This window comes from Shinella sp. WSJ-2 (genome assembly GCF_003432075.1).
Taxonomy (GTDB): Bacteria; Pseudomonadota; Alphaproteobacteria; order Rhizobiales; family Rhizobiaceae; genus Shinella.
Map to the genome: position 1 here is coordinate 54701 of NZ_QWBU01000011.1, position 14843 is coordinate 69543.

The 14843-nt window shown below is 59.8% G+C and carries 15 protein-coding genes and 1 pseudogene; 14 read left to right on the forward strand and 2 right to left on the reverse strand.

The genetic code is table 11. From position 1 onward, the window contains the following. The first annotated feature begins 4 nt into the window (after positions 1-4). The 11 genes and pseudogenes from D0Y60_RS20040 to D0Y60_RS20090 all read left to right on the forward strand — a co-directional run bounded on the left by D0Y60_RS20040 (position 5) and on the right by D0Y60_RS20090 (position 10192). Positions 5-346 (forward strand): type IV secretion system protein VirB3, encoded by a 342-nt coding sequence (locus D0Y60_RS20040; protein WP_117371731.1) that lies wholly within the window; start codon positions 5-7, stop codon positions 344-346. Beyond that, the gene (locus tag D0Y60_RS20045) at positions 339-2720 is read left to right on the forward strand and encodes a VirB4 family type IV secretion system protein (RefSeq protein WP_117371732.1); all 2382 of its coding nucleotides are present in this window, start codon (positions 339-341) and stop codon (positions 2718-2720) included. Before D0Y60_RS20040 ends, D0Y60_RS20045 begins: the two co-directional genes overlap by 8 nt. Next, positions 2720-3418, forward strand: coding sequence for a P-type DNA transfer protein VirB5 (virB5, locus tag D0Y60_RS20050; RefSeq protein ID WP_117371733.1), 699 nt, complete (start codon positions 2720-2722; stop codon positions 3416-3418). The genes D0Y60_RS20045 and virB5 overlap by 1 nt, the downstream gene beginning before the upstream one ends. Then, positions 3415-3648, forward strand: a complete 234-nt coding sequence (locus tag D0Y60_RS20055; protein WP_117371734.1) for an EexN family lipoprotein — start codon at positions 3415-3417, stop codon at positions 3646-3648. The genes virB5 and D0Y60_RS20055 overlap by 4 nt, the downstream gene beginning before the upstream one ends. A gap of 6 nt (positions 3649-3654) precedes the next feature. After that, entirely contained in the window at positions 3655-4590 is a 936-nt protein-coding gene (locus D0Y60_RS20060; protein ID WP_117371735.1) for a type IV secretion system protein, read from the forward strand. 34 nt (positions 4591-4624) lie between these two features. Then, the gene (locus D0Y60_RS25120) at positions 4625-4891 is read left to right on the forward strand and encodes a hypothetical protein (protein ID WP_117371736.1); all 267 of its coding nucleotides are present in this window, start codon (positions 4625-4627) and stop codon (positions 4889-4891) included. Positions 4892-4895: 4 nt separating this feature from the next. After that, on the forward strand, positions 4896-5567 hold the full coding sequence (locus tag D0Y60_RS20070) for a virB8 family protein (RefSeq protein ID WP_117371737.1): 672 nt from the start codon (positions 4896-4898) through the stop codon (positions 5565-5567). Continuing rightward, positions 5567-6418 carry a P-type conjugative transfer protein VirB9 gene (gene virB9 / locus D0Y60_RS20075; RefSeq protein ID WP_117371778.1) on the forward strand — a complete coding sequence of 284 codons (852 nt, stop codon included), beginning with the start codon at positions 5567-5569 and terminating at the stop codon, positions 6416-6418. Before D0Y60_RS20070 ends, virB9 begins: the two co-directional genes overlap by 1 nt. Before the next feature lie 13 nt (positions 6419-6431). Continuing rightward, positions 6432-7604 (forward strand): type IV secretion system protein VirB10, encoded by a 1173-nt coding sequence (gene virB10, locus D0Y60_RS20080; protein WP_117371738.1) that lies wholly within the window; start codon positions 6432-6434, stop codon positions 7602-7604. 7 nt (positions 7605-7611) lie between these two features. Then, a complete protein-coding gene (virB11, locus tag D0Y60_RS20085; RefSeq protein ID WP_117371739.1) occupies positions 7612-8604 on the forward strand; it encodes a P-type DNA transfer ATPase VirB11 in 993 nt (330 codons plus the stop codon). 214 nt (positions 8605-8818) lie between these two features. After that, positions 8819-10192 (forward strand): annotated as a pseudogene (locus D0Y60_RS20090) (ISNCY family transposase). A gap of 688 nt (positions 10193-10880) precedes the next feature. Here the strand turns inward: D0Y60_RS20090 and D0Y60_RS20095 are convergent. Together D0Y60_RS20095 and D0Y60_RS20100 are read right to left on the reverse strand one after the other, a co-directional pair. After that, entirely contained in the window at positions 10881-11720 is an 840-nt protein-coding gene (locus tag D0Y60_RS20095; RefSeq protein WP_117371740.1) for a transporter substrate-binding domain-containing protein, read from the reverse strand. Positions 11721-11752: 32 nt separating this feature from the next. Further along, positions 11753-13231, reverse strand: a complete 1479-nt coding sequence (locus tag D0Y60_RS20100; RefSeq protein ID WP_245409248.1) for an alanine racemase — start codon at positions 13229-13231, stop codon at positions 11753-11755. Positions 13232-13670: 439 nt separating this feature from the next. Here D0Y60_RS20100 and D0Y60_RS20110 point away from each other — a divergent pair, with 439 nt between their 5' ends. The 3 genes from D0Y60_RS20110 to D0Y60_RS20120 all read left to right on the forward strand — a co-directional run bounded on the left by D0Y60_RS20110 (position 13671) and on the right by D0Y60_RS20120 (position 14829). Then, a complete protein-coding gene (locus D0Y60_RS20110; RefSeq protein WP_117371741.1) occupies positions 13671-13967 on the forward strand; it encodes a hypothetical protein in 297 nt (98 codons plus the stop codon). A 179-nt stretch (positions 13968-14146) separates the two neighbouring features. Then, complete coding sequence (locus D0Y60_RS20115; RefSeq protein WP_117371779.1) at positions 14147-14386, forward strand: type II toxin-antitoxin system VapB family antitoxin; 240 nt, start codon at positions 14147-14149, stop codon at positions 14384-14386. Further along, on the forward strand, positions 14386-14829 hold the full coding sequence (locus D0Y60_RS20120; RefSeq protein ID WP_117371742.1) for a type II toxin-antitoxin system VapC family toxin: 444 nt from the start codon (positions 14386-14388) through the stop codon (positions 14827-14829). The genes D0Y60_RS20115 and D0Y60_RS20120 overlap by 1 nt, the downstream gene beginning before the upstream one ends. Positions 14830-14843 lie beyond the last annotated feature (14 nt).

Here is a 14843-nt window from a genome sequence, read left to right on the forward strand (position 1 = left end):
TCCCATGGCGGCCGCTCGACCCGAACTCGAGGAAGACACGCTGTTCATCGCGTGCACGCGCCCGGCGATGATCGCCGGCGTCACGATGGAAGCCATGGGAATCAACGTCATGGCGACCACGATCTTCTACCTGGCGGCGGGCTCGATAGCCTATGCGCTCGTCGGCGTCGTCTTCCATTTCGTCTTCCGGGCGCTGGTCAAGCACGACCACAACATGTTCCGGATCCTGGTGGCCTGGGTGGAAACGCGCGGCCGGACCCGGAACGGTGCCTATTGGGGCGGAGCCACGCTTTCGCCGCTGAAGCTTGCCCGACGCTTTGACGAAAGGGACCTCGGATATGCCTAGCGTCGCCACTCTGAAATCGCGCGAACTCACGCCGGAAACCTTCATTCCCTATGTGCGCCATGTCGACGAAACCACCGTCGCACTCGACTCCCGCACTTTGATGGTGATGGTGGCACTCGACGGCGTGTCCTTCGAGACCGCCGACGTTCTCGACCTCAACGCGCTCCATCGTGATCTGAACACGCTGTATCGAAATATTGCGGATGAGCGGCTTGCCTTGTGGACTCATCTTGTTCGTCGCCGTGATCGCGACTATCCGGACGGGACGTTCGCAACGCCGTTCTCGGCCGCGCTCAACGAAAAGTATCGCGAGCGTATGGTGCGCGAGGACCTGTTTCGCAACGACCTGTATCTGACCGTCCTCTGGTCGCCGGCGCGCGATCCGGCCGACAAGGCCGCGAAGCTACTGTCCCGATTGCGGCAGCGATACCGGTCCGGCGTCGAGCTGGACGGGGAGGCACTGAAGCACCTACAGGACAAAGTCGTGGACGTCGTTGCCGGCTTGAAACGGTTCGAGCCGCGCGTGCTCTCCCTCTACGAACATGAAGGGGTCCTGTTTTCCGAACCGAGCGAGGTGCTTCACCAGTTGGTGGGCGGCCGGCGCGAGCCGGTCCCGTTGACCGAGGGCCGGATTTCTTCGGCCATCTATTCCGATCGCGTCATCATCGGCCGCGAGACTATCGAAATTCGCCACGAAGCGGAAAGCCGGTTTGCCGGCATGTTGAGCATCAAGGAATATCCTGCCCGCACCAGGACGGGGATGCTGGACGGCGTTCTGACTAGTCGCTTCGAACTGATCCTGTCGCAATCCTTCTGCTTCGCCTCGAAGGCGGATGCCCGCGTCATCATGGGCCGCAAGCAAAACCAGCTGGTCAGCAGTGGCGACAAGGCGGCCTCACAGATCGGCGAGCTCGATGACGCGATGGACGATCTGGAATCGAACCGGTTCGTGCTCGGCGAGCACCACCTGACACTCGCCGTCTTCGCCGCCTCAGTGAAGGAGTTGACGGATAGCCTTGCAAAGGCCCGCGCCAGCCTGACGAACGGCGGCGCGGTCGTGGCACGCGAGGATCTCGGTCTCGAAGCCGCCTGGTGGGCGCAGTTGCCGGGCAATTTCCGCTACCGCGCGCGATCGGGAGCGATCACCTCCCGCAATTTCGCCGCGCTGTCGCCATTTCATTCCTATCCGATCGGGCAGAAAGACGACAACGAGTGGGGACCGGCCGTCGCCTTGCTCAAGACGGCTTCCGGGTCGCCCTACTACTTTAATCTCCACTATGGCGATCTCGGCAACACCTTCATGTGCGGCCCATCCGGCGCCGGCAAGACCGTGATCGTCAACTTCATGCTGTCGCAGCTTGAAAAACACGATCCGCATGTCGTGTTCTTCGACAAGGACCGCGGCGCGGACCTTTATGTCCGCGCCGCCGGCGGCACCTATCTCCCCCTCAAGAATGGCACGCCCACCGGCTGCGCTCCCCTCAAGGCTCTCGACCTTACACCGGCAAACAAGGTCTTCCTGACCCGTTGGGTCGGCAAGCTTGTCGGTTCCGGCTCGCGTGAACTGAGCGTCACCGAACTTCGCGATATCGCCGGCGCCATCGACGGACTTGCCGATCTACCGACAGAGCAGCGGACGATCGGCGCACTTCGTACCTTCCTCAACAACACCGACCTGGAAGGGATTGCGGCCCGGCTGCGGCGTTGGGAGAGGGGAGGGCCGCTTGGCTGGGTCTTCGATAATGTCATCGAGGATATCGGTTTCGGCGACTTGGGCGGCAACGGCAAGTTCATCGGCTATGACATGACGGACTTCCTCGACAATGAAGAAATCCGCACCCCGCTGATGGCGTATCTCTTCCACCGCGTCGAGCAGCTGATCGACGGCCGCCGGATCATCATCGTCATCGACGAATTCTGGAAAGCACTGCAGGACGAAGGCTTCCGCGACCTCGCGCAGAACAAGCTGAAGACGATCCGCAAGCAAAACGGGCTGATGCTGTTTGCCACGCAGAGCCCGCGCGACGCGCTGATCTCGCCAATTGCGCACACGATCATCGAGCAATGCCCCACGCAGATCTTTCTGCCCAACTCCCGCGGCAACCATGCCGACTATGTGGAGGGGTTCAAGCTGACTGAGCGCGAATACGAGTTGATCGCGCGAGAACTCTCCGTCGAGAGCCGGCGGTTCGTGTTGAAGCAGGGCCATAACAGCGTCGTCGCCGAATTGAATTTCAACGGCTTCGACGACGAACTCGCGATCCTCTCCGGTCGAACGGCCAATGTCGAGCTGCTCGACGCGATCCGCGCCAAAGTCGGCAACGATCCAAAGGACTGGCTACCCGTTTTCCAAGCAAGAAGGAGTGCAAGCTGATGGCTTCCTATCGACTCCATGCTGCGGCGCTCGCAGCGGCGATTGTCCTGTCCGCCGGCGGTGCGGCAGGGCAGGGGATCCCGGTAATCGACCAGACGGCAATCCTGAAACACATCGAAAGCATCGCGCAGCTGAAGTCGCAGCTCGACGCCCTTCACCAGCAGATCGAGCAGGCCCAGCAACTCTACGGTTCGCTCAACAAGCTGACCGATATGGCTGACGTGGCGAGCGTGCTCAACGATCCGGCGATCCGCAAAGCGCTTCCATCGGATTTCGCGGCCATCGAAGGGCTCCTGAAGGGCGACGGAACCGGCGTGTTCAAGGATTCCGCCTCGAAGTTCCTGGAGGGCAATTCCACCTATCGCACCGATGCCGACGATTTCTACGCCAAGGAACTCGCGCGCGTGCAGAACAAGAACGCCGGTCAGATAAGCCTCGGGCAGCAGATTTACGACGCTGCCACCAAGCGCATTGACGGGATCGACCAGCTTCGTGAGAAGATTTCGACGGCAAGCGATGCCAAGGAAATCGCCGACCTCCAGGCGCGGTTGCAAGCGGAACAGGCGTTTCTCCAGACCGATGTGCTGCGGATGGAAGGTCTGCGCATGGTTCAGCAGGCGCAGAACCAGGTCGACGAACAGCGCAAGGCCGAGGACTGGCGCCAGCGCATGGATGCGATGAAGGCGGCGCTGCAATGAGGCGATCTCTGCTCGTTTTGGCGCTTCTTCTCCTCGCGGCCTGCTCCGAGAAAACAGACCAGACCTATACCGTCGACCAGCTGACCGCCGACGAGGGATTGCTGTCTCGTATCATGGCCGAGTGCCGGAACAACCCGGGCGAGCTGCGAGAGACGGCCAACTGCCAGAACGCGGAAGCAGCCGACGGCAAGCTCCGCCTCCAGAACATGCGCAAGGCGCTGGGGAAGTAGGGCGCTATGTATAATGTGTTCGAGTTCATCGACGGCCAATTCAAACGACCGCTCGAAATGTTCGTCGCCGATGGGACTTCGAACATCGCCGAATGGGTCACAGGTCCGCTGACGGCAGCCGTGACGCTTTATGTGGTGTTGTATGGCTACCTTGTGCTGCGCGGCTCCGTGCAGGATCCGGTTCTGGAATTTGCTTTTCGGGCGATGAAACTGGCGATCATCGTCATGCTGGTGAAAAACGCCGGCGAGTATCAAACCTACGTCACCAACGTCTTTTTCGATATCCTTCCGCGCGAGATTGCCCAGGCACTGAACACCGGCACGACGCCCAGCGCCAGCACGTTCGACAGTCTGCTCGACAAGGGCCAGGCTTCCGCGACCGACATCTGGTCTCGCGCCTCCTGGCCGGTCGATATCGTCACCGGTATCGGCGGCATGATGGTGATCGGCGTCAGCTTTCTGGTCGCCGGCATCGGCTATGTCGTCTCGCTCTACGCCCGGCTGGCACTCGCGATCGTACTGGCCATCGGCCCGATCTTCATAGCGCTCGCCATGTTCCAATCGACGCGTCGCTTCACCGAGGCATGGATCGGGCAGCTCGCCAACTTCGTCATCCTCCAGGTTCTCGTCGTCGCCGTCGGCGCGCTACTGATCTCGTGCCTCGATTCCACCTTTACGGCGATCGATGCCTATACCGACGTTCTCATGCGCCCGATCGCGCTCTGCGCCATCGGCATCGCTGCTCTCTATGTCTTCTACCAACTGCCGGCGATCGCTTCAGCCCTTGCGTCCGGCGGAGCATCGCTAGCCTACGGCTACACCACGGCGCGGGATGCGCATGAGGGGATGCTCGCGAGGGGTACCCGATACACAGGCCAGATGATCGGTCGCGGCGCACGCTTCGCAGGCAGTGCGTTCGGCTCGAAAAGCGCCGGTGCATGAGCGCATCTCAATAACAAGAAAAGGCCATTCCCATATGATCAAGCCCATCGTTTCTCTCGTCATGCTTGTCGCACTCGGAGGGTGCGCTTCGCTGACCTATCCGCTTCCCAAATGCGACGGCTATTCGCGCCGGCCATTGAATCGGGCGATGTGGGAATGGGAAGGCGACAGCACTTTGAAGCGCCCGCATTCGGATCGGCGGTCCTCCACCTCGGCCACACCTTTTGCCGAGCAGGGCAGGGAACCGGCTGCTTTCGCGCATCTCGATATCGACGGCTCGCATCGCCGTTGCGCGGGGTGAGGACATGGTCTCGACAGACAATCTCAAGGGCTATTTCGAAAAAGCGCGGCGTTTCGATCAAGATCGGATGATGCAGATCGAGCGCTCGAACCGGATCGCCTGGTCGATCGCGGTCGTCGCCAGCGTTATCGCCGGCGTATCCGTCTTCGCAGTCGCAGGCCTGATCCCGCTGAAGACCGTCGAGCCTTTCGTCGTGCGTGTCGACAATTCCACGGGCATCGTCGATGTCGTCTCGGCGCTGACCTCCTCAGCCGGCACCTACGATGAGGCCGTCACCAAGTATTTTGCGGCCAAATATGTCCGCGCTCGAGAAGGGTATGTCTGGAGCGAGGCGCAGGAAAACTTCCGCACGATTGCTTTGCTTTCGACGCAGGCCGAGCAGGCGCGGTTCTCGGCGATTTATCGCGGAAGCAATCCGGAATCGCCGCAGAACACCTACGGCCGCGCCGCGACCGCAAGGATCAACATCGCCTCGATCTCGCTGATCAATCAGAATGTAGTCTCGGTTCGTTACATGCGCACGATCACGCGCGGCGATGAGGTTCGCACGAGCCACTGGGTTGCGACCCTCACCTACTCCTATGCCAACGCCCCGATGTCGTCGACGGACCGGCTGGTCAACCCCCTCGGCTTTGCCGTCAGCGAGTACCGCGCCGATCCGGAGGCAATCAATTGATAAGAAAGATCATCCTCGCTACGGCCCTACTTGCCGGAGCCGCCTCGACGGCTACCGCGCTCGAAATTCCGCGCGGCGCGTCACAGGATAGTCGCGTCCGGTTCGTGAACTACCAGCCCTTCAACATTACCAGGATCGTCGGCACCTTGCGCTCCTCTGTGCAGGTCGAATTCGCGGCCGACGAGGAGATCGCGCATGTCGCGCTCGGCAACAGCGTCGCGTGGGAGGTGGCCCCGGCCGGTAACATCCTGTTCCTGAAGCCGCGCGAGAACCAGCCGGTGACGAACATCTCCGTGGTGACGACCCGGCGGGACGGCTCGACGCGCAGCTACCAGATGGAGCTCACCGTTCGCGACGGCTCCGTCGACGTCGGGCAGAACACCTATTTCTATGTGAAATTCCGCTATCCCGGTGATGAAGCGGAACTTCGCCGCCAGCAGGTCGCCGCTCGCGCGTTGGCCAACCAGGCGAAGGAAGCTGACAATGTGCTCGCGCTTCACGAAGCCTATGGCCCGCGCAACTGGCGCTACTCAGCACAGGGACCGCAGGCGCTGGAGCCTCAGAGCGTCTACGACAACGGCAAGGTTACGACGTTCGCCTTTGTCGGGAATCAGGAAATGCCCGCCATCTACATGGAGAATTCCGACGGCTCCGAGAGCTTGGTTCCAAAATCCGTCGATGGCAACCTGGTGATGGTTCACGCTATCAGCCGCAAGTTCATCCTGCGCCGCGGCAAGGACGTGCTGTGCGTCTTCAACGAGGCCTACGACCGTGTTGGCATAAATCCGGACACCAACACGACCTCACCGTCGGTAGAGCGCATCGTCAAGGGCGATGCCGCGGCGCAATAGGGAAGGGGAGACCATGGCCCAGGAAGACGAAACCCGCATTCCCGGTGAGCGCGCCGAAACCGTCACCGGCCGGCGCATCGACAACAGCCCGGTCCTGAAACGAGGCGCGGTTGCGCTCGCCGTCGTGGCGTTCATCGGATTTGCTCTGTGGTCGACGACTGGGAAAAAGGCGAAAGACGACAACGCGCAGCCGGAACGCATCGTCATTCGCCAGACGACGCCCTTCGAAGCCGCCAGGGAGAGGGTCGAGCCGAAGGAGGTCGCCCCCGAGGCGAAGCTCCCGACCCCAGTTGTGGAACCCGTTCCCGAGGAGAAGGACGAATTGCTGGATTCTGCTCGTCGCGCGCCGGTGATGGCCTTCAGTGGCGGGCAGAAAAATGCGACGCAGCGCCGTGAAGCGGACAATTCCGATACTGCTGCGAACAGCAATTTCCTGCCGCTCGACAGCACCATGATGAGCCAGAACCAGCAGAACAGTGATCAACAGCGTTTCGACGGCCTGTTGCGGCCGACGAAGCTCGAAGGTTCTAGGGCCGGGACACTTGGCAATCGTGACTTCATTGTCGCAATGGGGACGTCGATCCCGTGCGTGCTGGAAACCGCGCTCGCGTCGGACCAGCCCGGATTCAGCAGCTGCGTGATCAATCGAGACGTTCTCTCCGACAACGGCAGGGTCGTCCTCATGGAGAAGGGCACACAGGTCGTTGGTGAATGTCGTGGCGGACTGCAACGGGGGCAGAAGCGCCTGTTCGTCTTGTGGAACCGGGCCAAGACGCCGAAGGGCGTGATCGTCACGCTCGCTTCTCCTGCGACCGATGCGCTTGGCCGCGCCGGTGTTGATGGCTACGTCGATACCCATTGGTGGGAACGGTTCGGCAGTGCGCTGCTCCTTTCCATCGTTGGCGATGCGACCAGCTACGCGAACAGCCGCTTGCAGGATAGCGATGTGGATGCGCAAAACACGACCAGCGCCGGCCAACAGGCGGCCGCGATCGCCGTCGAGCAATCGATAAACATCCCCCCGACGCTGAACAAGCATCAGGGCGAACTTGTCTCGATCTTCGTCGCTCGCGATCTGGATTTCTCCGGAATCTATCGCCTACGCGTGACGGAGCCACGCAACCGCATTCTCGATCGGGCGGCGCTGGGGGATTTCGCGCCCGACTCGAAGCTGGTAACGAAGTAGCGCGGCGATGACAGAAGCGCAGGATGCGGCGGTTGTTCGTGAGTTGCTGAGGCCGTTTTCGGCGTTCTTGCAGGATCCCTCACTCTATGAGGTGATCGTCAATCGGCCCGGGCAGGTGCTGACCGAAGGACCCGGTGGGTGGCGGACCCATGATCTTCCGGAGCTTTCCTTCGACAAACTCATGCGGCTTGCCCGGGCCGTCGCCAGCTTTTCACACCAATCCATCGACGAACGACGACCGATCCTGTCAGCGACCCTTCCGGGGCATGAGCGCGTTCAGATTGTTATCCCCCCTGCAACGCTTAAGGGAACGGTGAGCGTTACGATCCGCAAGCCGTCGTCCGTGGATTTTACGCTCGATGATCTGGCCGAAAGACAGTTCTTTGCAGGCACGCGAACCGCTGATACGGAAGCCCCGAGCGACGACGGCCGAATGCTTAGTCTTTACAGCAACGGTCAGATCAAGGAATTCTTGAAACAGGCGGTCGTCTCCCGGAAGAACATCATAATTTCGGGAGCTACGGGATCGGCGAAGACTACCCTCTCCAAAGCCTTGATCAAACACATTCCGGAGGGTGAGCGGATCATTTCGATCGAGGACACGCCGGAGCTCATCATCCCACAACCCAATCATGTGCGGTTGTTCTATTCGAAAGACCGCCAGGGGCTGTCCCATGCAGGGCCCAAGGAGCTTTTGGAATCCAGTCTTCGGATGCGACCTGATCGCATTCTACTTCAGGAACTTCGGGACGGCACAGCGTTCTACTATGTCCGGAACGTCAACTCCGGCCACCCTGGCTCAATTACCACCGTTCACGCCGATTCCGTCACTCTCGCGTTCGAGCAGCTGACACTCTTGATAAAGGAATCGGACGCAGGTCGAGATATGGAACGTGCCGAAATCTTGAACTTGCTGAGAGCATCGATTGACGTCGTTGTTCAATGCAAGCGTTTCGGCGGGGCTTTCCGAGCCACCGAGGTATATTTCCGCACAACGTAATAAAGGTGAGTGCGAAAGCGAGGCGCCCGTTCAGCAATCGCAAACTGCGTAGAACCACCTATATTGCCGGCTAACGGGAAAATGACCGCGCGAGCAATAGTTCCATAAACTACATTATGCAATCTAGGATTGTAGCCGCAAAGTTAGAATGTCCTGTTTCTGGAAAGTTGAAATGTCACACTCCCCGGTCTGACTGAGGCCTGGGAGATTGCAGATGGGATTGATAGCGATGAGCGAGCGCGATCTGCAGCGGATCGAGATTTTGTCGAAGGTGGCCGCCGGCCGGATGACGATGGTGTCAGCGGCGCATATGCTTGATCTGAGCGAGCGCCAGGTGCGTCGGCTGTTGGAGCGGATACGAACTGGCGGCGCGGCGTCGATCCGGCACAAGGCGATCGGCCGGCCATCTAACAACCGGATCAGCGATGGGGTTCGGGATTATGCGATGATGCTGGTTCGTGAACGTTATGCGGATTTCGGGCCGACATTGGCGGCGGAGAAGCTTGCCGAGCGTGATGGCTTGTGTGTGTCGCGAGAGACGCTGCGCAGCTGGATGGTCGATGCCGGACTTTGGTTGTCGCGCAAGCAGCGACGGACGTTTCATCAGCCGCGGCTGCGACGCGAAGCTTATGGTGAGTTGGTGTAGATCGACGGGTCCGAGCACCGCTGGTTCGAGGATCGTGGGCCGCCGTGTTCGTTACTGGTTTTCGTTGATGATGCGACCGGTAAATTGATGCAGTTGCGCTTCGTGCGCTCGGAAAGCGCCTTCACCTATTTCGAGGCGCTGGCGCTCTATCTTGGGCGTCATGGGGCGCCGATTGCCTTCTACTCCGACAAGCATTTGGTGTTCCGGGTGGCGAAGAAGGATGCCAAGGGTGGCCAGGGCATGACCCAGTTCGGGCGCGCGCTTTGTGAGCTAAACATCGAGATTCTCTGCGCAAATTCGAGCCAGGCCAAGGGTCGTGTCGACCGGATGAACCGGACGCTGCAGGACCGGTTGGTCAAGGAGTTGCGGCTTTCTGGCATCGACAGCATGGAGGCCGGCAACGCGTTTTTGCCGGACTTCATGGAGGACTACAATGCACGATTTGCGGTTACCCCTGCCCATTCGGACGATCTGCATCGGCTGCTAAACCTGGCGCCGGATCGGTTGACGGAGATCCTGTGCAAGCGCGAGCAGCGTTATGTCGGATCATAGCTGACTTTTTCGTTCGAGCGCAAGCGGATCATGCTGGAAGAGACCGAGGTGACGCGTGGTCTGGTTGGCCGCTATGTCGAAACCTATGCCTATGCTGACGGTCGGCTGGATGTGCGTTGGAAACGCTATTCCCTGCCCTATCAGGTGTTCGACAAGGAACAGCGGGTAACGCATGCGGCGATCACCGAGAACAAGCGGCTTGGTGACGTTCTGGCCTACATCAAGGAGCTGCAGGATCAGAAGCCTTCGTCGAAGGTAAAGAGCAATAGCGAGAAGATTGGCTATAAACCGCTTGGCCGCAAGCCGGGGCGGAGCAAGGATTTCACGCTTGATCCGGCTGTGGTTGCGCGGCGGGAGAAAGCGTTGTCGCGGGTCGATGCTGCGGAGTGAACGAGCGGCTGGATTGTCTCGAGGCTAAAGCCGAAGGGGGTGTATCCACCACCCGCGCCCGACCACGCTTGCAACCCCGACCAGCCGCATGCTCGGGCGCTGATCGGCGTGCGGATGATGGGCCTGTGACATTCTAACTTTGCACAACGGCGGACATTCCAACTCTCCCGCCACAAGGATTGTTTTCTGGTGAATAAGCACCAAGGTTGTCGTATCCGGCCGTCATGCAGGCAAGAAAGTACGACGCGGCGGAGAGAATGATGAAGGAGAAAGAACAGCGTCCCCCAATTCAAACACCCACATCATCAGATACGCTAGCGTATTTTCGGAATGTTGGACGAGTAGCGAGACCTAGCCCACAATCACCACGCTTACTTTCTGCACTGTCTAATCAGCATTGCATTTATCAAAGCGGGTGACCTCCTGGTTAGTGAAGCAACTAAATCTCTAGATGACAGCGCCAGTGACGTTGCATCCGAAAGCCGGGATGATTGAGCATAGTGGTGCCGAGAATTGCATTTCCACGAGTTGCTTTGATAGCAGTGGCCGACAGGCCCTAAGCGCGTAGGTTGAAGGGTCACTGGTTCCGCAAGGTGCGCCAGTACTTAGTATCTTATGGGGACGAACCGTTGCCCCAAGCGCGAGACGTGGCTACTCACGCCAACGTCTCGCGAAACTCAAGCCCAGGCTATCGCGTGACCAAGTCCGCGCCGAACCATTTCAGACTGATCGCCTTCAGCGTGCCATCTTCCGAAATGGCCTGAATGGCGCCGTTGAACTTTTCTGTCAGAACCGCGTCATCTTTCCTGAGACCTATCCCGACGCCGGGTCCGAACACTCCGCCCGAGATGCGCGGCCCGTAGAGTTGGGCCGAGTCTCCATCATTGGATTCCAAGAACGCCTTCCAGACGGAAAAGTCCGCCAAACCGCCATCGATCCGACCAGCTACGAGATCAAGATTGAGGCTGTCCTGCTTGTCGTAGCTGCGAACCTCGACAGCGTCGCCAAAGTAATCCCTGACAAATACCTCAGCGTTTGTAGAGCCCTGCACACCGATTGACCGCCCTTTCAGGTTTTCCTTCAGGTCCGCCAAGACGCGCTTGCTGGCGTCCGTTTTTGTTGTGAGATCGAGCTTCGAGGCGCTCTCCATCGTCGGAAGGTCGACCGCTTTTGAAACAACGAAATAGTTGGAGGTCAGTGCATAGGGCTCCGAGAAGGAAATGATCTGTTTGCGCTTCTCGGTTATCGACATTCCGGCCATGATGGCATCGTATTTTCCGACCGTCAGAGCGGGAATGATCCCATCCCAGGCTTGGGTGACAAATTCGCATTTGAGGTTCGCCCGCACACAGAGCGCTACGCCGACATCGATATCGAAGCCAACTGGCTCCCCGGACGCATCGACCGAGTTCCAGGGAGGGAAAGCCCCCTCCGTGGCAATTCTGATCGTCTTGGCATCCTCGGCCTTGGCCATTCCGGCCAAGATACTCAGAACGACAGTAAAGACAGTGATTTTCGGGATGTTCATCTGGTTCCCCTTTCTGGGTTTTCGATGTGGTTTCAGGTGTAGATTCTCGGAATGTGATCGCGCAGGCCCGCATAGATGCCGACGACATCGGTCCCCCAAACCGCCGCAATTTCCTCATGTGTGATGACTTCGTCTCCCTGCCTGCCGAGCAGCACGACCTTGTCACCGAAGCGGGCATCGGGGGCGTTCGAGAGATCAATTCGCACGTGTTCGAGATGAGCCGGCGGCAAGAGACGGGCTCGCGTACCGCCTACGAGCGCTTCAGCACCAGGCGGAACCTGCCGGGGGAGGCCGTCACCCCATCCCATGCCAAGAACACCGAGCTTCATCCCCGACCGAAAGCCTGGGAGGTCGGGGACCGGACCAAGGGAGGCATCGACGTGTTTAACAGCGACGACCGTAGTGCAAATCGTTTTCAATGCCTGTTGCAAGACAACACGGCGGACAGGTGCATGACTTTCCGGTAACCCAACAAATAGCGCACCCGGATCGACAGCGTCCATGTCCATTTCCGGATAGGTGAGAACGCCCTCCGTGCTCGACATCATGGCGATGACGGGTCGGTCTCCACGCACCTCGGCCTCGGCGAGGATCGCCCGCATCCGGTGGAGTTGGATCCCCGCCTCGGATGATTTTGAGGTTGGAAGCTCGCTCATGTGTGCATAGATTCCATCGACCTGCACGTCGGAGTATGCGTTCGCCGCCGCAAGCAGTGGACCTGCATCCTGTGGCGATGCCCCCGCACGAAAGAAGCCCAAGTCGACCTTGATGAAGACGCGGGTCTTTGTCATCGCCGCGCGCCAACGCTCCAGTTCATCGACGCTGGAGACGCTCACGAGGATCGGCCGCCAGGTCCATATCCGTTCGCCCGGCTTATGGTCGATGATCGCGGCGCGGGCGCGCTGGGGGCTTTCCTCGCGTCGGACGCCGGTCACGCTGATGATTGGCAGCCGCGTGAACCGGCGTTTGAGTTTCGCATGAACTTTCGAGGTTTTGAGCTCGGACGTGCAAAACCGCATCGCCGGCGTGCTCCAGCAGGGGACGAGCGTCACCGTGCTGAGGTTTTCGTAGCGCGCGACATTGGACCGCCAACGGCTTTCCCACCGGTGCAACAATCCGCCTTGCTTGCGGCGGACGACGACGAGCTCGGCGCCGAGATGGTCGGATAGCCGCTCACAGGTCGGAAGCGAATCCGCCCATTCGACGGAACCAAGGTCGGCATGGATGAGCAGACGAGGGCCGGTATGGCCGATGCGATCGAGATGTTCAAAGGTCGCCATGGCGGCAGCCTGGCTGTCCTTGCCGCCGGACACGCCAATCGCCACGGCGGCGCCCTGAGCGAGCAGATCCGAAATCTCCGGCGTGATGGAAATGCGGCGGATGGCCGAGATCGACGATACAACGAATGGCAGGGCGATCTGAGGGATGATCGCGCAACTTGCTGAGGGGCGGTGTTGCGGTGGGCAGGCAGGATGATCTGGTTTGCGGTGAGGTTGAAGGTGATCGGGCATGATGCGGCTCCTTGGCGGGCCGGCCGGATGCTCTCTCCAGCCTCCCAGCCCGCCTCCTCCGGCCAGCCCTCCTCTTCCTCCCTTACCGCCGCGCCGTTCCCGTTTCCCGGCCACCTGCACAGACGTCTAGGTTCTGAAAAGTCGCGGGTTGTGGGGGGAGCTGCGAAGAAATTTCAGGACAAATTAAACGAGATGCCATGTCGTTCACCCCGAAGCGGTACGCGCCGCTTCGGGGCGTGGAAACCCCTGTGAACAGTTGATGCTGGCCGATACAGCATCACACTCCTTGACCTTTTGGTCGGGGAGCCTGGCGCTATGTCCGGGTTCTCCGAACTAAAAGCTCAGGGCCGTTACACACGGTTTCCAACACCCCGATCATGGGGTCAATGAGCATTGGAAGGCGGGGGCGCACCGCCGAAACTGCTTCAGGGGGAAACCGTTGGCTGAAGGACTTGCCTATACTTTTTACACCTATTCCGAGGCCGCGCTTCCTCTCGAGGAGCGCTGGAAACCCACTGGGCTGCGGGACATCTTTTTTGTCGATCTCGAAGAGGCAAGACGCACGGTGCTCGCCATGCGCGAGGACTTTGCGGCAGATCCAGACATGGAGTGGACGAGCACGAAAATCGAAAAGGTGGTGACCGTGCCGATCTCGCATTCCAACATCTTGTTATTGCTGAACAGCGGCCCCGGCGCCTTTGTTGCAGACTACGAGATCCTTGAGACAATCGCTTGATCGATTTGCCGCGTCTCACCGATGCGGTTAGCGGGACGCTTTGTCGGCTGGATCGGCAGGAGTTCGAGATGCGTTTGTCCGCGAACCTGCCGTCTGAATAATCGCGTGGCAGTCATTATCCGGACTGGCGAGGATATGAAAACGAGGATATGATAATATCCTCGAAAGGATATGCTGCCATGCCGCTCTATATCAAAGACCCCGAGGTCGACCGGCTCACGGAGGAGCTTATCAGCATCACCAAATCCAGCAAGGTGGATGCGGTCAAAGCTGCGCTGAAGCACGAGATCGCAAAACGCAGAGCCGACCTTCCCGTCCGTGAGCGGCTTGCAAAGTCCCTCGCCATGGCCCGCGAGGCCGGTGCCTTTGCGCGCGGCGATCACAAGCAGGAAACCGACGAGATGTGGGGCGAGGACTGATGCTCTTCATCGACGCCTCGGTTGTCGTTGCCATTCTCGCCGACGAAGAAGACGCCTCCACCCTGATCGATCGGCTCGAGCAGGACGGCGGTCCCTACTACATCTCGGCGGTCGTACGAATGGAAGCGACGCTGTCGCTCACGCGGCGGCTAGCCGAGGCAGCGGGCCGCGACAAGCCTGCAACTCCTCAAATGCTGGATACTGCACGCCGTCTGGTCGATCAGTTCATTTCCGACCTGGACTGCAAGGAAGCGATGATTTCCGGCGACGTAGGCGCCAAGGCCCTCGATGCCGCGCAGCAGTTCGGCAAGATCATGAACCATCCCGCCAGGCTGAACATGGGCGACTGTTTCACCTACGCCTGCGCGCGGGCTTACCGCACCCGCATCGCCTTCAAGGGTGACGACTTCACCTACACCGATCTTGGATGGCATTGCCATTAGAATTCATTCGGGCG